19 protein-coding genes are annotated in these 22244 nt (G+C 46.3%); 11 read left to right on the top strand and 8 right to left on the bottom strand.

Features of this window, described 5'->3' with window-relative positions; all coding sequences use genetic code 11:
• Window positions 1-12: 12 nt before the first annotated feature.
• The 3 genes from infB to truB all read left to right on the top strand — a co-directional run bounded on the left by infB (window position 13) and on the right by truB (window position 4107).
• A complete protein-coding gene (gene infB, locus GOL65_RS10175) occupies window positions 13-2688 on the top strand; it encodes a translation initiation factor IF-2 (RefSeq protein ID WP_140919747.1) in 2676 nt (891 codons plus the stop codon).
• 70 nt (window positions 2689-2758) lie between these two features.
• Window positions 2759-3160, top strand: coding sequence for a 30S ribosome-binding factor RbfA (gene rbfA, locus GOL65_RS10170; RefSeq protein ID WP_140919748.1), 402 nt, complete (start codon window positions 2759-2761; stop codon window positions 3158-3160).
• Complete coding sequence (truB, locus tag GOL65_RS10165; protein ID WP_140919749.1) at window positions 3160-4107, top strand: tRNA pseudouridine(55) synthase TruB; 948 nt, start codon at window positions 3160-3162, stop codon at window positions 4105-4107. Before rbfA ends, truB begins: the two co-directional genes overlap by 1 nt.
• A gap of 470 nt (window positions 4108-4577) precedes the next feature.
• On the opposite strand, the gene GOL65_RS10160 is transcribed toward truB, so the two are convergent.
• The 7 genes from GOL65_RS10160 to GOL65_RS10130 are packed head-to-tail and all read right to left on the bottom strand — an operon-like array spanning window position 4578 to window position 12208.
• Window positions 4578-5882 (bottom strand): DUF58 domain-containing protein, encoded by a 1305-nt coding sequence (locus GOL65_RS10160; protein WP_140919750.1) that lies wholly within the window; start codon window positions 5880-5882, stop codon window positions 4578-4580.
• Window positions 5879-6898: an AAA family ATPase gene (locus tag GOL65_RS10155; protein ID WP_140919751.1), complete on the bottom strand. Its 1020-nt coding sequence runs from the start codon at window positions 6896-6898 to the stop codon at window positions 5879-5881. Before GOL65_RS10155 ends, GOL65_RS10160 begins: the two co-directional genes overlap by 4 nt.
• Complete coding sequence (locus tag GOL65_RS10150) at window positions 6888-8147, bottom strand: DUF4350 domain-containing protein (protein ID WP_140919752.1); 1260 nt, start codon at window positions 8145-8147, stop codon at window positions 6888-6890. The genes GOL65_RS10155 and GOL65_RS10150 overlap by 11 nt, the downstream gene beginning before the upstream one ends.
• Window positions 8148-8149: 2 nt before the next feature.
• On the bottom strand, window positions 8150-9679 hold the full coding sequence (locus GOL65_RS10145; RefSeq protein WP_140919753.1) for a DUF4129 domain-containing protein: 1530 nt from the start codon (window positions 9677-9679) through the stop codon (window positions 8150-8152).
• Window positions 9669-10667 carry a stage II sporulation protein M gene (locus GOL65_RS10140; protein ID WP_140919754.1) on the bottom strand — a complete coding sequence of 333 codons (999 nt, stop codon included), beginning with the start codon at window positions 10665-10667 and terminating at the stop codon, window positions 9669-9671. Before GOL65_RS10140 ends, GOL65_RS10145 begins: the two co-directional genes overlap by 11 nt.
• Window positions 10664-11359, bottom strand: coding sequence for an RDD family protein (locus GOL65_RS10135; protein ID WP_140919755.1), 696 nt, complete (start codon window positions 11357-11359; stop codon window positions 10664-10666). The genes GOL65_RS10140 and GOL65_RS10135 overlap by 4 nt, the downstream gene beginning before the upstream one ends.
• A gap of 39 nt (window positions 11360-11398) precedes the next feature.
• A complete protein-coding gene (locus GOL65_RS10130; RefSeq protein ID WP_228723084.1) occupies window positions 11399-12208 on the bottom strand; it encodes a BPSS1780 family membrane protein in 810 nt (269 codons plus the stop codon).
• Between the two features lie 424 nt (window positions 12209-12632).
• On the opposite strand from GOL65_RS10130, the gene rpsO reads away from it, so the two are divergent.
• From rpsO to yedF, 8 genes are all read left to right on the top strand, one after another.
• The gene (gene rpsO / locus GOL65_RS10125; protein ID WP_047779836.1) at window positions 12633-12902 is read left to right on the top strand and encodes a 30S ribosomal protein S15; all 270 of its coding nucleotides are present in this window, start codon (window positions 12633-12635) and stop codon (window positions 12900-12902) included.
• A 276-nt stretch (window positions 12903-13178) separates the two neighbouring features.
• Window positions 13179-15299, top strand: a complete 2121-nt coding sequence (pnp, locus tag GOL65_RS10120) for a polyribonucleotide nucleotidyltransferase (protein WP_140919866.1) — start codon at window positions 13179-13181, stop codon at window positions 15297-15299.
• A 151-nt stretch (window positions 15300-15450) separates the two neighbouring features.
• On the top strand, window positions 15451-16338 hold the full coding sequence (gene nlpI, locus GOL65_RS10115; RefSeq protein ID WP_130590304.1) for a lipoprotein NlpI: 888 nt from the start codon (window positions 15451-15453) through the stop codon (window positions 16336-16338).
• Window positions 16339-16439: 101 nt separating this feature from the next.
• A complete protein-coding gene (gene yrbN, locus GOL65_RS22590; RefSeq protein WP_108902124.1) occupies window positions 16440-16517 on the top strand; it encodes a protein YrbN in 78 nt (25 codons plus the stop codon).
• Window positions 16510-18417, top strand: a complete 1908-nt coding sequence (locus GOL65_RS10105; protein WP_140919756.1) for a DEAD/DEAH family ATP-dependent RNA helicase — start codon at window positions 16510-16512, stop codon at window positions 18415-18417. Before yrbN ends, GOL65_RS10105 begins: the two co-directional genes overlap by 8 nt.
• Before the next feature lie 230 nt (window positions 18418-18647).
• Window positions 18648-19409: a hypothetical protein gene (locus tag GOL65_RS10100; protein WP_140919757.1), complete on the top strand. Its 762-nt coding sequence runs from the start codon at window positions 18648-18650 to the stop codon at window positions 19407-19409.
• A gap of 300 nt (window positions 19410-19709) precedes the next feature.
• A complete protein-coding gene (gene yedE, locus GOL65_RS10095; protein WP_140919758.1) occupies window positions 19710-20933 on the top strand; it encodes a selenium metabolism membrane protein YedE/FdhT in 1224 nt (407 codons plus the stop codon).
• Window positions 20930-21175 carry a sulfurtransferase-like selenium metabolism protein YedF gene (gene yedF, locus GOL65_RS10090; protein ID WP_140919759.1) on the top strand — a complete coding sequence of 82 codons (246 nt, stop codon included), beginning with the start codon at window positions 20930-20932 and terminating at the stop codon, window positions 21173-21175. The genes yedE and yedF overlap by 4 nt, the downstream gene beginning before the upstream one ends.
• A gap of 55 nt (window positions 21176-21230) precedes the next feature.
• On the opposite strand, the gene GOL65_RS10085 is transcribed toward yedF, so the two are convergent.
• Window positions 21231-22187, bottom strand: coding sequence for a D-2-hydroxyacid dehydrogenase (locus tag GOL65_RS10085; RefSeq protein ID WP_140919760.1), 957 nt, complete (start codon window positions 22185-22187; stop codon window positions 21231-21233).
• Window positions 22188-22244 lie beyond the last annotated feature (57 nt).

The following is a 22244-nucleotide window of genomic DNA, read 5'->3' as shown; positions in this document are numbered from 1 at the left end:
GGAAGGAACAGCATGTCAGAAGTAACCATAAAATCGCTGGCCGAAGAGATCCAAACTCCGGTAGACCGCCTGTTACAGCAGTTTGCTGATGCAGGTATTAAAAAGTCTGCCTCGGACTCCGTGACCCAGCAGGAAAAAGAGACCTTGCTGGCGCATTTAAACCATGAACATGGTGGTGCGCCGAGCAAACTTACGTTGCAACGTAAGACCCGTAGCACCCTGAGTATTCCAAGTACCGGTGGCAAAAGTAAATCTGTCCAGATTGAAGTACGTAAAAAGCGTACTTATGTAAACCGTGACTCACAAGAAGCTCAGGAAGCGGAAGCACAGGCTGCTCGCGAAGCTGAAGAATTAGCCCAACGCGAAGCAGAAGAGAAAGCCAAACGTGCTGCAGAAGAGCAGGCGAAACGCGAAGCTGAAGAGAAAGCTAAGCGTGAAGCTGCTGCTAAGAAAGCGGCTGAAGAGAAAGCTAAAGTGGCGACAACAGCGAATAAACCTGCAGAAAAGGCTGAAAAACCAGCCCAGACGGAAAAAGCCCGTCGTGAAGCAGAAGCAGCAGAACTGAAGCGTAAAGCTGAAGAAGAAATGCAGCGCAAAGTTGAAGAAGAAGCAAAACGCGTAGCGGAAGAAGCGCGCAAGATGGCCGAAGAGAACGAAGGCCGTTGGGCGTCTGAATCTGTGGAAGAAGAAGTGGCTGAAGATTACCACGTTACAACTTCCCATCATGCGCGTGAAGCTGAAGACGAGAACGATCGTAAAGTTGAAGGCGATCGCCGTGCTCGTGGTGGTAAATCAGGTAAGCCGAAGAAAGGGAATAAACTCTCTGAATCTAAAGCTGACCGTGAAGAAGCTCGCGCCGTTACCCGTGGTGGTAAAGGCAAGCGTAAGCCAAGCACCTTACAGCACAGCTTTAATAAACCGGCTCAGGTAGTAAACCGTGACGTAGTGATTGGTGAAACCATCACCGTTGCTGAGTTGGCAAACAAAATGGCAGTTAAAGGTTCTCAGGTTATTAAAACCATGATGAAACTGGGTGCCATGGCGACCATCAACCAGGTTATCGATCAGGAAACCGCTCAGCTGGTTGCTGAGGAGATGGGCCATAAAGTTATTCTGCGTCGTGAAAATGAGCTTGAAGAAGCGCTGATGAGCGACCGTGATACCAATGCAGCACTGGAACCTCGTGCACCAGTTGTTACCATCATGGGTCACGTAGACCACGGTAAAACATCGCTGCTGGACTATATCCGTTCAACCAAAGTAGCCTCCGGCGAAGCGGGTGGTATTACCCAGCATATCGGTGCTTACCACGTTGAAACTGACAATGGCATGATCACCTTCCTGGATACCCCGGGACACGCCGCGTTTACTTCAATGCGTGCTCGTGGTGCTCAGGCAACGGATATCGTTGTTCTGGTGGTTGCGGCAGATGATGGCGTAATGCCACAGACAATCGAAGCTATTCAGCATGCTAAAGCGGCGAAAGTTCCTTTAGTGGTTGCTGTAAACAAAATCGATAAACCAGAAGCAGATATGGATCGCGTTAAGAACGAACTGTCACAGCACAACGTTCTGCCTGAAGAATGGGGCGGCGATACTCAGTTCATTCCAGTGTCTGCGAAAGTGGGTACCGGTATTGATGATCTATTGAATGCGATTCTGCTACAGGCTGAAGTTCTGGAGCTGAAAGCAGTACGCGAAGGTATGGCGAGCGGCGTAGTGATTGAATCGTTCCTGGATAAAGGTCGTGGCCCGGTGGCAACGGTTCTGGTTCAGGAAGGTACACTGCATAAAGGCGATATCGTTCTTTGTGGTTTCGAATATGGCCGTGTTCGCGCAATGCGTGATGAAGTGGGTCATGAAATCAATGAAGCGGGCCCGTCTATTCCGGTAGAGATTCTGGGGCTGTCAGCGGTTCCTGCAGCCGGTGATGAAGCGACTGTAGTTCGTGATGAGAAGAAAGCGCGTGAAGTAGCTTTATATCGTCAGGGCAAATATCGTGAAGTGAAACTGGCTCGTCAGCAGAAATCTAAACTGGAAAACATGTTTGCTAACATGGAAGAAGGTGATGTTTCTGAACTGAATATCGTTCTGAAAGCGGACGTTCAGGGTTCTACTGAAGCGATTTGTGAATCACTGCTGAACCTGTCTACTGATGAAGTGAAAGTGAAGATTGTTGGTTCAGGCGTAGGCGGTATTACTGAAACTGACGCTACTCTGGCAGCGGCTTCTAACGCTATCATCTTAGGCTTTAACGTTCGTGCTGATGCCTCTGCGCGTAAAGTTATTGAATCTGAGAATCTGGATCTGCGTTATTACTCAGTTATTTATGACCTGATTGGCGAAGTGAAACAAGCCATGAGTGGTATGTTAGCGCCTGAATACAAACAGCAGATCATCGGTCTGGCTGAAGTGCGTGACGTATTCCGTTCACCGAAGTTTGGTTCCATTGCTGGTTGTATGGTAACTGAAGGTATTGTTAAACGTCATAACCCAATCCGCGTATTGCGTGACAACGTGGTTATCTATGAAGGCGAGCTGGAATCCCTGCGTCGCTTTAAAGATGATGCCAGCGAAGTTCGTAACGGTATGGAATGTGGTATCGGCGTGAAAAACTACAATGATGTTCGCGTTGGCGACCTGATTGAAGTGTTTGAAGTTATCGAGATTCAGCGTACTATCGCTTAATTCCGATGGCTTAAAGTAGTATCCATTTGGGGGGCCTGGCGCCCCCCTCATTGTTTTGGAGATTATATTTATGGCAAGAGAATTTAGCCGTACTCAGCGCGTTTCTCAGGAGATGCAAAAAGAGATTGCCATCATTTTACAGCGCGAAGTTAAAGATCCGCGCATTGGAATGGCAACGGTTTCTGGTGTAGAACTTTCACGCGATCTGGCCTACGCCAAAGTATTCGTGACTTTCCTTAATGACAATGATGAAGATGCCATTGCTGGCGGTCTGAAAGCATTGCAGGATGCATCTGGTTTTATCCGTTCACTGCTAGGAAAGGCAATGCGCCTGCGAGTTATTCCTGAGCTGACCTTTGCTTATGATAATTCACTGGTGGAAGGTATGCGTATGTCAAACCTGGTTACCAGTGTAGTGAAGAACGATGCCGAGCGCCGTGCTGCTGCCGGTGAGGATGAGGAAAAAGAGTAATGGGACGTCCTCGTCGTCGCGGTCGCGATATACATGGTGTTCTGCTGCTGGATAAGCCGACGGGCATAGGCTCGAACGATGTCTTGCAGAAAGTAAAACGTATCTTTAACGCCAACAAAGCGGGACATACCGGTGCGCTGGATCCACTGGCGACGGGTATGTTGCCAATCTGTCTGGGAGAGGCCACCAAGTTCTCCCAGTTCTTATTGGATGCTGATAAACGTTATCGAGTGATTGCACGGTTAGGACAAAGAACCGATACCTCCGATTCTGATGGCGCTATTATTTCTGAGCGTCCGGTTAGCTTTACTCAGGTTCAGCTTGATGGTGCTCTGGAAACTTTTCGAGGTGAATCAGACCAGATCCCATCAATGTATTCTGCATTGAAATATCAGGGGCGACCATTATATGAATATGCCCGTCAGGGTATTGAAGTACCACGCGAATCCCGAAAAATTACGGTATATGAGCTGAAATTCATTCGCTGGGAAGGCAATGAGCTGGAACTGGAAATTCATTGTTCCAAAGGTACCTATATCCGCACCATCGTTGACGATTTAGGTGAACTATTGGGCTGTGGTGCTCATGTGATTTATCTGCGTCGATTGAATGTGGCAGACTATCCAACCGAACGAATGGTAACGCTAACTCAGCTTGAGCAAATTGTTAATAACGCTCAGGCTGAAGAACGCGCTCCGGCGGAAGATTTAGATCCACTATTATTACCAATGGACAGCGCCGTTGCTGATTTCCCGGAAGTTAACTTACTGCCAGTCATGGGCGTATACGTTAAACAAGGGCAAGCAGTACAAGCCGCTGGCGCACCACGCAGCGGACTGGTGCGCATTACCGTAGGCGATGAACGTGAATTTATCGGCGTCGGCCAAATCGACGACGACGGCCGTGTAGCCCCCCGCCGTTTGGTAGTTGAAAACCCGGTTGAGTAGTCTTTTTATTGATAAACCTAAGAAATTGACTACTGAGTATATTCCGGTCGTAGAAGCAAAGTGCCTATATCACTAAAGTGCTCGACCGGAAGACCGTCTGTACTCTATTCTGGTGCGCTTCGGGCCTAGCCCGCTTAGGGGCGCTCCGGCAGCTAAAGCTGCTACGACCCCAACAGCGGTCTCTCCCTCAGTTTGAATTTGCTGGTACTGTAGATTCATATATTATCATTTTGTATTGAGAATAAAGTTCGGTTTGAGCCAATTGTCGGGAAGGACGAACGCTGGCCCGAAGGGCAAAACACCGAAGGTGTTTTGTAACGGCCCCTAGGCGGGCTAGGCCCGAAGCACTCTGATGCTAAGTACAAACGGTCTTCCGGCCGAGCACGAAGTTAATATAAGTACTTTGCTTTTACGGCCGAAATATTCTCAAAAGCTAATTTAAAGTGGAACCATCAACCACATAATTCCCACTATAGTTGTCCCGCCGCCTTAATCGCCAGATACCTATTCACACTCTCAACCGCCAACTGCTGCGGCTGAACATCCAGACAAAGTACCCCGGCACTACGTAATCGCGTTAATACCGCCTGACGCTTAGACTGATAGCTGGCAGCTGCGGCACGCAGAGCAGCATCCTGCTGATTATTAATCGACATTGAAGCTGCATCATCCAGCTCGGTTTCCCGCAGGCTGGCAACTAACACCAGATGGCGTTTACTTAGCAGTTTCACCGATGCCAGCAGGCTTTGCTCATCTTCATCTCTTAAGTTGGTAAACATAACTACCAGTGAACGCTTACGTTCCCGGGTAATTAGAGATTGGGCTGCGACTTCAAAATCGCTACTGGACAACGTCGGTTGCAGATCGTACACCTCATGCAGGACTCGGTTAATCGCGTTAACCGAGCGAACCGGTGGTAAATAGCGTTCCGGGCCACCCAGAGTTATTAACCCTACTGAGTCGCCATAGCGTAGCCCAACATAAGAGAGTAGTAATACGGCGTTTAGAGCATGGTCAAAATGCATTAATTCGCCTTCACTGGCGCCCATACGGCGTCCACAGTCCAGCATCATAATAATGCGCTGATTGCGCTCGTCCTGATATTCCCGAGAGATCATTTTTCTCATTCGGGTTGTGGCCTTCCAGTCTATTTGCCGCATAGCATCACCACTACGATATTCACGCAGTTGTTCAAACTCCATACCCTGACCTCGTTTACGGAATTTATGAAATCCCATACCTGCCTGAGTAATGGTAGTTTGCAGTGCCATTTGGGTTATTGGTGCAAAGTTTGGAAAAACACTGACTTTTTGTGTTGAGCCAACCAATGCCTGACGTTGCCATAGCTGCAAAGGGGAAAACAGACGCAGGTGAACGTGACCAAACCATAAATCGCCCCGCATTAGCGGTTTGATGCGGTAAACAACCTGAGAAACTTGTGGTGGGGTAAGCATCAGATGAATGGTTCTGTCATCGTATTCACACTTTTCCGGCGGGCTATCTTTTAATTGAATTTTTTGACGTACGGATACCTGCGAAGTGACATATAAGGTCACGTTTCGCCAAATGGTTTGCGGCAGACTGCCCGCAACTTCGCGTTCAATAACAGGCAACGGCTGCCGATATAAACCGATTGCGTCCAGCGTAATCAGCAGTAAAAGTGCTGCGCCACCTATTAGCCAGACCGGAAACAGGGAAGGTACAATCGCTGCGGGTATTGACCCACAGAACCAAAGACCTCCAAGCACTAATAGCCGGTTAGAAGGCAGAATCATCTGCGTGGAGCCTCAATTTGGTCTAACAGGCGATTGAGAATGTGCTCTTCTGTCAGTCCTTCAATTTCAGCATCAGGTGAAAGGGCAATACGATGGCGTAATGTTGGTATTGCCTGTTGTTTCACATCATCAGGTGTGACAAAGTCGCGACCTGCCAATATGGCGCTGGCTCGGGCTGAGCGAATCAGTGCGATACCGCCGCGTGGGCCAGCTCCAGTACTGATACCTGGCCAGTTACGCGTTGTTCTGACAATGCTTAATGCATAGTTTAATACGCTATCATCAACCCGAATACTGGCAGTAATTTTTTGTAAGGCAACAATCATTTCCGGGCTGGCAACCGCTTCGATTTTATCAACGTCCAGACGATCGCCTACGCGCTCAAAGGTACTGGCGGCAACTAATGCCAGCTCTTCCTGCTCAGTAGGGTAGTCAAACATCACATGAAGTAAAAATCTGTCTAACTGAGCTTCCGGCAAGGCGTAGGTTCCGTCCTGTTCGATCGGGTTTTGTGTGGCAATAACTAAAAAAGGCGGTGACAGCTGGGCCGTTTCTCCTTCAATGGTCACCTGACCTTCTTGCATAACTTCCAGCAACGCGGCCTGGGTTTTTGCTGGAGCACGGTTAATTTCATCCGCCAACATCAGGTTGGTAAATACGGGGCCACGGCGTACCACAAATTCAGATGCTTTCATGTCATAAAACATATGACCGGTAACGTCAGCTGGCATTAAGTCTGGAGTAAACTGAATACGTGACGAGTGGCAGCTACAGGCTTGGGCCAGTGCTTTAGCCAGTAACGTTTTCCCCAGCCCCGGAACGCCTTCCAGCAGCACATGGCCGCCAGCTAATAGAGCGCAAAGAATCTGTTCTACAACATGATCCTGACCGATAAATACTTTACGAATTTGTTCCTGAATACGCAGAACAATATCCGTTGCATCCTGAGGAGTAGTCGGGATAGTGGGTACCGGAGCGGATGGTGAAAAATAGCTATCCGTTGAGTTAAATTCCATAGTTTAGTCTCCTACTCGAACTGCTTTGCAGTGAGTTTAATCGGTCAATCAGCAGGCACAGGGTTTGGGTCGACTGGGTAAATTGGTTCAGATGCTGAACTTCCCCTTCCATCGCCTGAGTAATAAGCCCGATGTCATAATGAGTAATATGTTCAATAAGTTGGGCATCACTACGTCTGCCTGGATACTGAATGCGTAATGGTTGAAGCAGGCGTAACACCTCTTCCCTCAATGGGGCGACCAGCCGTTCATAGTCGTAATTATGCAAATGGAAATCAGCGACGGCCCTTAAATGTTCGGTAAGGCTGGGGTGGGCTGGCGGTGGCGTAGGGATAAGTGCACCAAAACGCGGAATATAGCGCCACAACACCAGTAAGATACAAAGCCCAAATGCCAGTAATGTGTAAAGCGCATGTTCAACCAGCCAACTCATCAGGTTTGGTAAAGTGGCATAACGAACCAGATAGAGGGTGTCGTTTCTGTCTGGCAAGGTGGCAACATGTAGCCAGAGTTTGGCATGGTCATATTGCTTAATATTGCTATTACTAAACAGCTTGAGTGGAACAACCGTAACCCAACCCTGTTCAAACTGAAAACGACTGATAATATCCCATTCGCTTTTGGTTGATTCCGGAACGTTTTCTGTGGTTTTCCAGTCTACGTAAAAACGAGGCGTGTCAGCGACATCAGCTACCATTTTGTCTTTTTCAAAAACGATTGGCACCCCATCTCGCTTTTTGGCTGGCGTATCATTCTCTGTTTCTTTTTCAGGTAATGTAACCGTAACCAGCTCAACCGGCGCTTTTGTGGTTTCGCATTTATCATCGTCATCACACTCATCTTTCAGATAAATATCAAACAGCTCCTGCAGGTCGATGCTGTTTTTATCTTCAAGGGGTGAAATGATCAGGTGGCCGCCTTGACTAACCCAGTCCATCAATTTCGTTTTTTGCGTGGGTTCTTTAAGTAAGCCATCAGGATTGAATAACACTAAGGTTGATTTAGCCGGTAACTTATTCAATGACAGCGAATCACCAACGGTTTTAACCTGATAGCCAGACTTGCTGAGTAGTTGCTCTGCAGTGTAGTAGTTATTGGCAATAACTTTCCAACTGGGTGGTGTGGTAACTTCTTTTTCTTCCCACTCTAGTTGCTGATAGTAGTAAATTGCCAGCCCGGCGATAACGGCGAATATAATCCCCAAAATCAGCCATGGGTTGCTGCTCTTTTTCACATTGTCCGTTGACATGATTAACTGGCCTCCCACTGAGATTGGTGATCGTAGTGAGTTGGCCACTCCCGGCAAAGCTGTTCTAATTTGGAGATATCAGGTGAACGGTGCGCGTAAGCTTGTGCCAGCCAAAGCTGAGTTAATTTAATAAAGAAAGCTGCACTGTTCAGTTCCGCTCGTTTGACTAAACGGATACAGTCTTGCTCGGTATCTGAAGAACGGAACATCACCCGATCCCGATGGGCAAGAACCGAGAGCGAACCGCGAAATAGCAGGCTGAGGGCAGATCGCAAATCGCCAGCATGAATCATCGACAGAGCAACTTCTGCGATATTCTCAGGCAGAGATTCTGGCTGAATATCCAGGCCGGCAATTTGTGCCGGAGGGGCCATTTTTTGGCCTTTTTGTCCGCGAATATCAGGTAATCGAATAATAATAAAATAGGCAATAGCGATAACCACCAAAGCCAGAATCCCCCAAAGCATCCATTGACCAGCACCCGTCAATGCCATTAAGGCACTGTTAGGATTGGCTGAAACGGGAGGCGGTGAGAAATCCGGTTTCTTATTGGGCTTTTTCACCTTTTTTTCTTGCATAAACTTCAGACGCTTTCTGACTTCTTTGCCGCCGTACTCCGGTTGTTTCAGTATTTGTTGTAATTTTTCAGGCGCGTTGGTAATGGTTTCTTGCCGGGTAGCGGAAACGTCCTGATCGGCGTAACTATGGGGAGAATAGCCAGATATGCCAATGGTCAGAACAAGCAGCAGAGCACTAAACAGAGTTGATGAAGTAATACGACTCCGCTTTTCTATTTTGCGAAATTCCAGTTCAATATCCCATGCTTCGATATCACTGCGTCTTTTTAGATAAAGTGAAAAACCAGCGGCGACATAAATAGGTTCCCACAATAAGATACCTAAAATATAGAATCCCAATGCCATTAGTGAATGGTAACTAACATTGTTGAACCATAAGTCTTTTAGCAGATCGTCGCTATAGCTATTGTTATCAATCGATATCATGGCCACGAAGGCGATGGCACAAACCGGAAAAACTTTTTCAACCACAAAGCCAAACAGCGTTAATACCGCAGCATTAATACCAATGTAGTTTGATATCGCTTTACGTCTTATTCTGGCGTTACGGCCTTTAACACCTTCAAGCACATCAACCGGTAGCGTCAGTGAACGATAGGGTGAGAAACGGGCCCAGGTTAATGCCCGAATTAGCCGGGTTTTGAACAGTAAAGTAGGGATCGCCTTTATGCTTTGACGTAATGTTGGGGCAGAACCGAAAACCGCCCTGCTAATGACAAATAGAGCCATACGGTCGAGCATCGGTTTTATCCACCAAATCAGCAGATAAATAGCGGTATAACTAAACTCTGCCCAATAGGACAAACCAAACAACAGTCCAATCACTGGTAACGAAAAGCATAACCACGCAATATAGAGAGGCTTGAACCAATGCATCGCCATACGAACGCCTAAATCAATGGCTTCATTGGCTGGTCTGGTACGTAGCACAATAGCTAAACGATCAAGCTGCATGGCGGCGCCCTGTAAAAATAAAGTAGCCAAGCAGCAGAAGCAGCGTAATGACACCGCCAGCAATTTTTATCGGTAGAGGGAAATTATGTGGCGACCAGAATGCTTCAATCATAGCAGCAATCAGTAACATAATGCCGCTACCGCAAATCAGTCCCAGCACTGAACGCGCCGTAGTTTTCAATGAATCAGGGCGACTCAGTCGACCTGGCATAATTAAACTCCAGCCCAGCTTTAATCCGGCCGCACCTGAAATAATTATTCCACCAATTTCAAACGCGGTATGACCAAGAACAAACGAATAGAAGTTACGCCCGGCACCAATATTGACCAGTCTGGCCTCAATGGCACCCATATGAATACCATTAAATACCAGCGTATATACTGTGCCTAAACCGGCCAATAGACCACCGGCAAAAGCCCGGAAAGCAATGCTGATATTGTTATAAATGTAGAATCCAAACATCTTCCAGTTAGAACCAGAATCACGCAGGATACTTGCTCCATAGTCAAAGGCATCATCGCCGTTGTACATTTCATCCATCTGATGAATATCATCAGGAGCAATAACCACGTAGATAAAATCAGGCCACAGGCGAATTACCGCCATCATAACGATCCACGGCCCGATAATAAGAAGGGTAGAAAGAAGTACCCAACGAAGGTTGGCACGCAGATCGGCAGCAAACCCACCGGCAATATAATTGAGCATTCGGCCACTGATACCACTGTTGGCTCGATATAAGATGTCGTGCCCTGATTGGACCAAATTATGTAGCCGTTCAACCAGCAACAGGCTATAACCGCGATCGCGGGCGATAGCCAAATGTTGACAAAGATTTCGGTAGCGTTGCGGCATCTCATGGTTAGCAAAAGGCGGCTGAGATACTGTTCCATCCTGATGTTTTATAATTCTCAGATGGTGACCTAACCAGTTTTCAAAGGCTTCCCATTCCGCCTGATGTAATGCCTCGAAGCGTTCCTGCTTCATGATTTGCGTCCTATCAAAAAGTTAGCAAGGCTGATAAGGCGTGCTGCACCCTGAGGTTCTTGCGGGTGCATTGTTTGTGATAATTGCGGTAGCAAGGCCGCCAGCTCTTCCTGCCTTGGCTTAGTTAAACCTACCGAACGTTCAGCAAAAGAGACAATAGTTTTTTGAGTATCGCGCGATAATGGAAAATCAGGAGGAACCGGCATGGCTTCTGGCACACTAAAGCGTCTGGCTGCGGGTTCGGTATAAACCACTATCGTACCCGCCACAATATCGCCTAAACGGCGAAACTCTTTATTGGTCAGCATAGCGATCAGGCCAAACAAATAGAAAAGCGGGAAGAAATCAGCGAAACGTAGAAAATTACGAATGATAGAAGCACTCAGACTAACCGGTGTCCCATTGTCATTAAGTACTTTTAAGCCAACAAGGCGTTTACCAGGTGTCTTTCCTTTAAATACCACTTCGAAAAAGACCGGGTAAAACCATTCAATAAGAAAAATTGAAATCAGAAAGAGCCCAACACCCAAATCGCCAATAAACATAGAGGGGATTGCGATAAGTAGCATTAAAAGCCAGCGCAGGATGGTATCAATAAAAAAAGCAAAGCCGCGGGGCAGGAATCCGGCAGGGTGCAATCGGATCTCAATCAGCTCCGGCGTGGTAATGTCACGAACTGTATCAAGCATCATATATTAAAGCCGGGCGGAGCCCGGCTTTATCTCTGAAAATTACTTAGCGATAAACAGACTACGGTAAGTCGTGTAGTAAGTAACAAGGAACAGAGGCATGGTGATTAACAGACCTAAACCAAAAGGTAAGGCTGAAACGAACATAATGATACCCATTACCAGGAAGAACAGCAGGCCGGGAACAATGTTCTTTTTAACAGCAGACAGGCTCATAGAAACAGCCTGACCTAAAGGCAGGTTGTGAACAACGATTAATGCAGGAGCAAACCAGGTTAATGCATAACCAACCAGATAGATAACCATCATTAACAGGAAGGCCAGGAACATCATACCGCCGCTTGCGCCAGCCATTGCCATTGAAGGATCGCCACCCGCTTGTGAACCCACTGCCATTGCCAGCATAGCGCTACCGCCAACAACGAACATCACAATAATAGCCAGAATCATGATACCGAACATGATAGCGCCAACACCCAGCAGTGAACCCAGATTCTTTTGGAAACCAGAGAACAGCAGGCCAAGGTCAACTTCACCCGTCATACGTTGTTTTTCACAGATAGCAATGATGCCACCAACAAAAATTGGCATGATAACGGCAGTTAAAATGTTCAGGAATGGAATAAAACTGATAATCATCAGAATTACGAACAGGACAATACCCAGAACAACCCACATACCTAATTTAGGTTTCATGAAGTTCCAGGCTTGAGTAATCCAGTTCACACCTTCACCGGCAGGAACAGCCTGACCACCAGGGATAAAGGTTTCACCCGTTTTATCAAGTACCACTGCAACGTCTTCGACGTTAGATTCTGGTGGTGTGTAAGGGTTATGGTCTTGTTGAGTCATAGTATGTTTCTCTTTCCTTAGGGAGTTTATGGTCTATAAAGTATTGACCAAATCCATATATTCAAAAAATTATTTTAGCCAAGGCCCTCAGCACCCAGAAAATCAAATGTAGCGGGGGATTGAGGAACGATAATCATACTCGCCAAGGGATTTTATGAAAAGAGGATTTGTGCGTTTTTGATATAATATCCCACTCTTTTCCATAAAACTCATTAGGTAGCTAATGGTTAGGTGGGAATATGAAATGTTCTCAATGGCCATCGTTAATGGTTATTGAGGTTTGTTAAATAATTTTTACAGGCTGACCCGTTCGCTGGCTTGCTATATGGCAGAGTGGGGAGTAGTATATGTCGGCTTATGCATTGGGTGGCTGAATTAGAGATCGGCGCCTGTTTTATTTATATCTAAGAGTTGGAGTTCTATAATGTCTCTAAGTGTTGAAGCGAAAGCTAAAATTGTTGCTGAGTATGGTCGTGGCGCAAACGACAGTGGTTCACCAGAAGTTCAGGTAGCCCTGCTGACTGCACAAATTAACCACCTGCAAGGCCATTTCTCCGAGCACAAAAAAGATCACCACAGTCGTCGTGGTCTGCTGCGTATGGTTTCTCAGCGTCGTAAGTTGCTGGACTATCTGAAGCGTAAAGACAGCTCACGTTATACTCAACTGATTGCAAGTCTGGGTCTGCGTCGCTAAGTCGATGAGTTTCAGGAGAAAGGGGCCAAATGTGGCCCCTTTCTTCTAGGATTAGATGAGAAATAGCAGTATTATAGAACGTTAGTTTTTTGGGCCTTCTGGTGCAGCGTTTCGCGCGGCTAATGAAAGTATTGATAGAGTTGTGGTTGTTTCTTTAACTAACGCTTTGTTAAATCAGGACTTTCATTAGTCGCGAGGATGCAGTTAGAAGAAAGTTAAAATTAGTCTGTTGAAGCAAATGCTTGATGGACTCGTATGAAAATAAAGGAAAATAGCTTGCTAAATCCGATTGTTCGTAAATTTAAGTATGGTCAACATACCGTGACGTTAGAAACCGGTATGATGGCTCGTCAGGCAACGGCTGCTGTGATGGTAAACGTTGATGACACCGCAGTATTTGTGACCGTAGTGGGCGCGAAAAAAGCCAAAGAAGGTCAATCCTTCTTCCCATTAACCGTTAACTATCAAGAGCGTACTTACGCTGCTGGTCGTATCCCTGGTGGTTTTTTCCGTCGTGAAGGTCGTCCTAGCGAAGGTGAAACACTGATCGCTCGTCTGATTGACCGTCCAATTCGCCCTCTGTTCCCGGAAGGTTTCCTGAATGAAGTTCAGGTTATCGCAACCGTAGTTTCTGTAAACCCACAGGTTAGCCCTGATATCGTGGCAATGATTGGTACTTCCGCAGCATTAGTGCTGTCAGGTATTCCATTCAACGGCCCAATTGGTGCTGCACGTGTTGGTTTTATTAACGATCAATATGTTCTGAACCCAACTACCGATGAGCTGAAAGAGAGCCGTCTGGATCTGGTAGTTGCAGGTACTCAAAGCGCAGTACTGATGGTTGAATCAGAAGCAGAGTTACTGAGCGAAGAACAAATGCTGGGTGCAGTTATGTTTGGTCATGAGCAACAACAAGTTGTGATTGATAACATCAATGCACTGGCAGCAGAAGCGGGTAAAGCTAAGTGGGAATGGCAAGCACCTGAAACTAATCAGGTGCTGTATGCTCAGGTTGAAGCTTTAGCTTCTGCCCGTTTAGGTGATGCTTACCGTATTACTGATAAACAAGATCGTTATGCTCAAATCGACGTGATTAAAGCGGACGTAGTGGCTGCTCTGTTAGCTCAGGATGCAGACTTAAACCAAAGCGAAATCGGCGATATGCTGAGCAGCATCGAGAAAAACGTTGTTCGTAGTCGCGTATTACGCGGTGAGCCACGTATCGATGGTCGTGAAAAAGATATGATTCGTGGTCTGGATGTACGCACTGGCGTATTACCACGCACCCATGGTTCTGCGCTGTTCACCCGTGGTGAAACTCAGGCTCTGGTTGTGGCAACTCTGGGTACTGCCCGTGATGCACAAAACATTGATGAGCTGACCGGTGAGCGTACTGACAGCTTCCTGTTCCACTATAACTTCCCTCCATACTCTGTAGGTGAAACCGGCATGGTTGGTTCACCGAAACGTCGTGAGATTGGTCACGGTCGACTGGCGAAGCGCGGCGTATTAGCGGTGATGCCTGACCAGACTGAATTCCCATATACCGTTCGCGTAGTATCAGAAATTACTGAATCTAACGGTTCATCTTCAATGGCTTCTGTTTGTGGTGCTTCATTAGCACTGATGGATGCAGGTGTGCCAATTAAAGCCGCCGTTGCCGGTATTGCAATGGGTCTGGTGAAAGATGATGAAAGCTTTGTTGTTCTGTCAGATATTCTGGGTGATGAAGATCACTTAGGTGATATGGACTTTAAAGTAGCCGGTAGCCGCGAGGGTATCTCTGCTCTGCAGATGGATATTAAAATTGAAGGTATTACTCGTGAGATCATGAAAGTGGCTCTGAATCAGGCTAAAGGTGCTCGTCTGCACATTCTTGGCGTGATGGAACAGGCTATTTCTGCTCCTCGTGGTGATATTTCTGAGTTTGCTCCACGTATTCATACCATCAAGATCAATCCTGAGAAAATCAAGGATGTTATTGGTAAAGGTGGTGCAGTAATTCGTGCTCTGACTGAAGAAACCGGCACTACTATCGAAATCGAAGATGACGGTACCGTGAAGATCGCAGCAGTTGATGGTGATAAAGCGAAACATGCTATTCGCCGCATTGAAGAGATCACGGCTGACGTTGAAGTTAACCGTATTTATGCCGGTAAAGTGACCCGTATTGTTGACTTTGGTGCTTTCGTATCCATCGTTGGCGGTAAAGAAGGTCTGGTTCATATATCTCAAATTGCTGATAAGCGTGTAGAGAAAGTATCAGATTACCTGCAAATGGGTCAGGAAGTTCAGGTGAAAGTGATGGAAGTTGATCGTCAAGGTCGTATTCGCTTAAGCATTAAAGAAGCGACTGCACCGAGTCAAGACACTCCAGCAGCATCTGAAGAGCAATAACGGTAATATTTATTATTACTGTAATTAATTACATGGTGTCTTGTTGTTGTATAATGACAAGTCACCATGTGTATGACTGGGACAGGGAGTTCTTGTGTAAAAGCAAGTGGATGGTAGGATACCTATCCCATGTTTGTCTCCGGGAGTTGAAATGAAGCCTATTTTGCGCTGGTGCTACATTGTTGCAACAGCCATTCTGTTAACAGGATGTAGCAGCCTTGAAGGGCGTAAATATGGCGTTTTGGCAATTCCATTGCAGCCAACGCTGCAACAGGAAGTGATGCTGGCCCGCATGGAACAAATTCTTGCGAGTCAGGTCTTATCAGGTGATGAAAGAGCGCAGCTATTGTATGAGCGTGGCGTATTGTTCGACAGTCTTGGGCTGCGGGCACTGGCACGTAATGACTTTTCGCAAGCGTTAATGATTCGTCCTGATATTCCAGAGGCATTCAATTACTTAGGAATATATCTGACGCAGGGCGGCAACTTTGATGCTGCTTATGATGCGTTTGATTCTGTATTAGAGCTTGATCCAACTTATAACTACGCGCGTTTAAACCGAGGGATTGCCTTGTATTATGGCGGTCGCTACATTTTAGCGCAGGATGATCTGCTGGCGTTTTATCATGACGACCCTAACGATCCTTTCCGATCTCTGTGGCTGTATTTAGCTGAAAAAGAGATTGATTCAGGCAAAGCAAAAAAAGCTCTTAAAGAGCGTTATGCTAAGGCTGAACGAGGAGAGTGGGGCTGGAATATTGTGGAGTTCTACCTGGGTGATATCAGCGAAAAAACGCTGGTTAACCGTTTACAGGCAGAAGCAACGGATAACACTTCGCTCGCTGAGCATCTCAGTGAAACTGACTTCTATTTAGGTAAACACTACCTGAGTCTGGGGGACAAGAACACCGCCGTGGCGTTGTTCAAACTGACGGTTGCCAATAACGTACATAACTTTGTTGAGCACCGCTATGCACTGTTGGAATTAGCCTTGTTCGGGCTAGAGCAAGACGACCTATCAGAATCGGATAAAAAATAGACTGACGATTAAGTCAAAGCGGCCTTGCGTGTCTTAAGGATAAACAAGGGCGGTTTTTCTGTTCGTTTTTTAATCTAATTTGAGCTGGTTCACACTTTTAAATGAAAATGACTGAGTATTTTCTCAATAAGGTATGTAGACTGGCCGCCATTTTTAGTGAGGCACGTGTACATGTCTGAGATAGAAACCTCTTTTGCTGATTTAGGCTTATCAGCACCTTTATTAAAAGCATTGACCGATATGGGATATGAAAAACCATCCCCGATTCAGTCGGCTTGTATTCCACACCTGCTGGAAGGTCGCGATGTATTAGGCATGGCGCAAACCGGTAGCGGTAAAACAGCGGCATTCGCATTGCCGTTTCTTAACAATATTCAAGCCGATATGGCCTGCCCGCAGGTTCTGGTATTGGCTCCAACCCGTGAATTAGCGGTTCAGGTAGCAGAAGCCTGTACTGAATATGCTAAAAATATGTCGGGTGTTCGTGTTGTTGCTCTGTACGGTGGCCAGCGCTATGACGTGCAGTTACGTGCTTTACGTCAGGGTCCACAAATTGTAGTGGGAACCCCAGGTCGTCTGTTAGATCACCTGAAGCGCGGCACATTAGATTTATCTAAACTGAAAGGTTTAGTGCTGGATGAAGCCGACGAAATGTTGCGTATGGGCTTCATCGAAGACGTTGAAACCATCATGGCGCAGATCCCGGCTGAACATCAGACCGCTCTGTTCTCTGCTACCATGCCGGAAGCGATTCGTCGTATTACCCGTCGTTTCATGAAGGATCCACAGGAAGTTCGCATTCAGTCCAGCGTAGTGAATACGCCAGATATCAGCCAGAGCTACTGGACGGTATACGGTATGCGTAAAAACGAAGCGCTGGTTCGTTTCCTGGAAGCAGAAGATTTTGATGCGGCAATTATCTTTGTTCGTACCAAAAATGCCACGCTGGAAGTTGCTGAAGCATTAGAGCGCAGTGGTTATAACAGCGCTGCGTTAAACGGTGATATGAATCAGGCTCTGCGTGAACAAACTCTGGAACGTCTGAAGAATGGTCGTCTGGATATTCTGATTGCAACTGACGTTGCTGCGCGTGGTCTGGACGTTGAGCGTATCAGCCTGGTAGTAAACTATGATATCCCGATGGATTCAGAGTCTTATGTTCACCGTATCGGCCGTACCGGTCGTGCAGGTCGTGCAGGTCGTGCATTGCTGTTCGTTGAGAACCGTGAGCGTCGCTTACTGCGCAACATTGAACGTACGATGAGAATTACCATTCCTGAAGTTGATTTGCCTTCAGGCGATCTGCTGAGCAAGCGCCGTTTAGAGAAGTTTGCTACTCGCGTTAGCCAGCAACTGGAAAGCAGCGATTTGGATCAATACCGTGCGCTGTTGGCTAAATTGCAGCCAGCAGAAGAGCAGGATATTGAGACTCTGGCAGCTGCACTGCTGAAGATGGCTCAGGGTGAACGCCCATTGATTCTGCCACCGGATGCGCCAGTTGACCGCCGTCCACGTCGTGAAATGCGCGATCGTGACGATCGTGGCAGCAACGACCGTTTTGGCCGTCGCGAGCGTGACAATAATCGTGAAGCTCCAGCACGTCGTGAACGTCGTGACGTTGGCGAGATGGATATGTACCGTATTGAAGTGGGTCGTGATGATGGTGTTGAAGTTCGCCATATCGTTGGTGCTATTGCCAACGAAGGTGATATCAGCAGCCGTTACATTGGTAACATTAAATTGTACGCCACTCATTCAACCATCGAGTTGCCAAAAGGTATGCCTGGAGAGCTGTTACAGCACTTCACTAAAACTCGGGTACTGAATAAGCCATTAAATATGCAACTGATGGGTGATGCACCTGCCAGTGAACCTCGTCGTGGTGGCGGTGGCCGCCGTGATGGTGCTCCTGCTGGTGGTGGTGAGCGTCGTCCTTTTAATGGCGAACGTCGTTCCTCTGGTAACGGTGGTGCGGGTCGTGGTCGTGATGGTCAATCTCGTGGTCCACGCCGTGAATCTGGTAGCCGTGAGGGTGGCAATAGCGCTTCACGTCGCCGTTCATATTCTGGTAACGAATAAGATGTAAGAAATATGGGTAAAGGTTTGTAAGCCCTTATTCATTAAAGATTACATAAAAAGCACCTGTGAGTACTCTCATCAGGTGCTTTTTTTTATTATGCTATTATATAAACAGGAGCATTCACCTATTGTCATTATTAATGGATTTAATCTGATATTAACCCGACTCCTGCATATAATGAGGTGAAAGGTTTTATTTAATTTGTTTTTAATTTACGGATAATTAACACATGAATACAGCAACAAACGTTTTACCTATTCCGGCATTACCTATTATTCAAAGCACTGTTTTAGCTTCAGCACCGACCTTTGCAGGTGGACGTCATGATGGACATATGAACGTATTATGTGCATTAGTTCGTGGTGAAAAAACAGCGGAAGAAGCGGCAAACTATTTAAAAGAAAATGTTATTGATACCTCTAATGATAAGGCATTCTCGTTGTTTGTTGGCGAACGTCGTCCTGAGCAAGATGCAGCATGTGCTGCGTATATTGCTTCAACAGTATTAATCCCGCCTAATTTTGCTGAATTCCTGGAGCCTGCGACAGAAAAATCTGATGATAATAAAGAGGATAAACAAGAATTCTCGATTAACCAGGAAAGACTGAATGCGTCATTAACCACTAAGCTGGCGGTTGCTTTAGCTAACGTTGATGTGTTTGCTTTGATTGCTCGCATTTTGCCAGACAATCTAACAGTTGAAGCTTACCGTACTGAAATCTCTCGTCTGTTTGGTTTATTAGCACCGGTATATATGGAGCGCGTTCAGGCCTATTTCCATAATGGTTTGAATTTCAACTTGTTACAAATGCAGAACAATCAATTTACTTTCACCAGTTCAAATGGTTATGTATTTAACTATGACATTAATGGTTTGAGCCTGAGATTGGGTGGCATTAACTGGTATGGCAGTGGTCAACTTATGGGTCAGGAGCACTACCTGAACGTTGATTACTTCACGCCAAAAGTTGCTGAGTTGCTGAGTTGCTGAAATAATTATTACAGTGATAAGAATAAAAAAACGGCCATAGTGCCGTTTTTTTATTGCTATAAACTTTGTGTGATGACACAAAAATATCACGGTTTTTTTACATGTTATTGGGTAAAATAACGCGGCTCTGATGCTAATAGCTCAGCGCCTGTTCGTTACTTAATACTGCAATACATCAATTCTTATCTTGTTTGTCGCCTTCTGGCTGGCAAGTGCTGATACTGTTCCTGATTAAGATTGATTTATCACTATTGAGAACAATTATTTATTTAAAATAATTTTTTCAAGGATAAGAAATCTATGCGTTGGCAAGATTTTAAAACCCAGTATCTGATAAAGTTCTGGGCACCTCTCCCTGCGGTTATTGCGGCAGGTATTCTTTCTACTTACTATTTTGGCTTAACCGGCACATTTTGGGCAGTGACGGGTGAGTTTACTCGCTGGGGTGGCCATATAGCTCAGCTATTTGGTGCAGATCCTCAACAGTGGGGTTATTTCAAAGTAATAGGTCTGGAAGGAACACCGCTGGATCGAATTGATGGCATGATGATTATTGGTATGTTCGGTGGCTGTATTGCCGCTGCACTATGGGCCAATAATATTAAGCTACGTTTACCACAGCATCGTATTCGTATTTTTCAGGCGGTACTGGGCGGCATCATTGCGGGTTTCGGTGCTCGTTTAGCGATGGGATGTAACCTGGCCGCTTTCTTTACCGGTATTCCTCAGTTTTCTCTGCATGCCTGGTTTTTTGCACTGGCTACGGCGGTGGGTTCTTACTTTGGCGCTCGTTTTACTCTATTGCCAATATTTCGTATTCCGGTCAAATTGCAGAAGGTTAGCGCCGCATCACCATTGACTCAAAAACCGACACAGGCTCGTCGTCGCTTTCGCATCGGTATGATTATCTTTTTGCTGATGGTTATCTGGGGGATGGTGGAGATTACCAGCAGTCCTAAACTGGGAATTGCGATGCTGTTTGGGTTGGGGTTTGGTTTATTGATTGAACGGGCTCAAATCTGCTTCACATCGGCTTTTCGCGACCTATGGATTACCGGGCGTACCCATATGGCGAAAGCCATTATTATCGGTATGGCGGTGAGCGCTATTGGTATCTTCAGCTATGTTCAGATGGGCGCACATCCAAAAATTATGTGGGCCGGGCCAAATGCGGTGTTGGGTGGCTTACTGTTTGGTTTCGGTATCGTTTTAGCCGGTGGTTGTGAAACTGGTTGGATGTATCGTGCAGTTGAAGGACAAGTTCACTATTGGTGGGTAGGTATAGGTAACGTTATTGGCGCGACTATTTTGGCCTATTATTGGGATGACATTGCTCCGGCGCTGGCGACCAACTATGACAAAGTAAACCTGCTTGATACCTTTGGCCCTTATGGCGGCCTGTTAGTCACCTATATTTTGTTGGGCATAGCCTTTGCCGCCATGTTGTGGTGGGAGAAGCATTTCTTTGCCAAAAAGAATGCCCAAAGCGCCCTTTCCCTTGATACCAGTAAGGAACCAGCATGAGTCAGAATAACCAAAATATAGTTCCGGATTACCGTTTAGATATGGTTGGCGAGCCTTGCCCCTATCCGGCAGTAGCAACATTGGAAGCAATGCCTCAACTGAAGAGCGGGGAAATACTGGAAGTGATCAGTGATTGCCCACAATCCATTAATAATATCCCTCTTGATGCCAAAAATCATGGCTATGAAGTGTTGGATATTCAGCAGGATGGGCCAACCATTCGCTATTTAATCAGAAAATAGTGAGAAACAACGGGGCAATGGTGATGTTTCACATTGCCCCGTTAATGTGTCAGGTTTAATTCACGACGTTTTGTAACTTACCGGCGATGAAGTGTTTCAGATTGTTGACCGTAATCTCCATCAGGCGCAGGCGAGCTTCTTTTGGTGCCCAGGCGATATGAGGCGTGATAATGCAGTTACGGGCATTAAGCAACGGATTCTTTTCGGACGGTGGTTCGACAGATAATACATCTAATCCTGCACCGGCAACTTTTCCACTGTTCAATGCATCAGCCAAGTCTTGTTCAACAATTAGCCCACCGCGAGAAGTGTTAATCAGCATTACCCCGTTCTTCATTTTGGCGATATTGCTTTGATTAATTAAACCGGTATTTTGCTCGGTCAGCGGACAATGCAAACTGATCACATCCGACTCTGCCAATAGCTGGTCTAACGTAACGACGTGCAAATTAGGTTGTTCGATGCTTTTTTTCTGGCTTGGGGTATACACCAGTACCTCCATGCCCATAGCCAGCGCTATTTTGGCAAAGGCGGAACCAATTTGACCGTAACCAATCAAGCCTAACTTTTTACCCATCAGTTCAATAAGCGATGAGTGCCAGTAGCAGAAGTCGATGCTTTTTGACCAACCGCCGGACCGTACGTCGCTGCTATGCTCGCCAACGTGATGACAGAGTTCCAGTAACAGAGCGGTGCTTAACTGAGCGACTGCCATAGTGCTGTAACTGGGTACATTACATACTGGTATATCCCTTTGACGGGCTGCTTTAACATCAACAATGTTATAACCGGTTGCTAATACACCAATCATTTTAATTGAACGGCATTGCTCAATGGTTTGCTGGCTAAGCGGTGTTTTGTTAGTTAATACAATGTCGGCATCACCGATTCGTTCGACAATGAGTTCTGCCGGAGTGCGGTCGTAAACGGTTAACTGACCCAGCTGTTCAATTTCAGTCCAGGAAATATCTCCCGGATTAAGGGTATGACCATCTAAGATAACTATTTTCATAATTCACCAGAACGTCCATTAATGTAGAAAGTGATGATAATGTTTGCTCCCATTGCT

Source organism: Limnobaculum xujianqingii, from assembly GCF_013394855.1.
In the GTDB taxonomy this organism is placed as follows: Bacteria; Pseudomonadota; Gammaproteobacteria; order Enterobacterales; family Enterobacteriaceae; genus Limnobaculum; species Limnobaculum xujianqingii.
The sequence above is the reverse complement of the archived record's forward strand: the minus strand, read 5'-3'. Positions and strand labels throughout refer to the sequence as shown.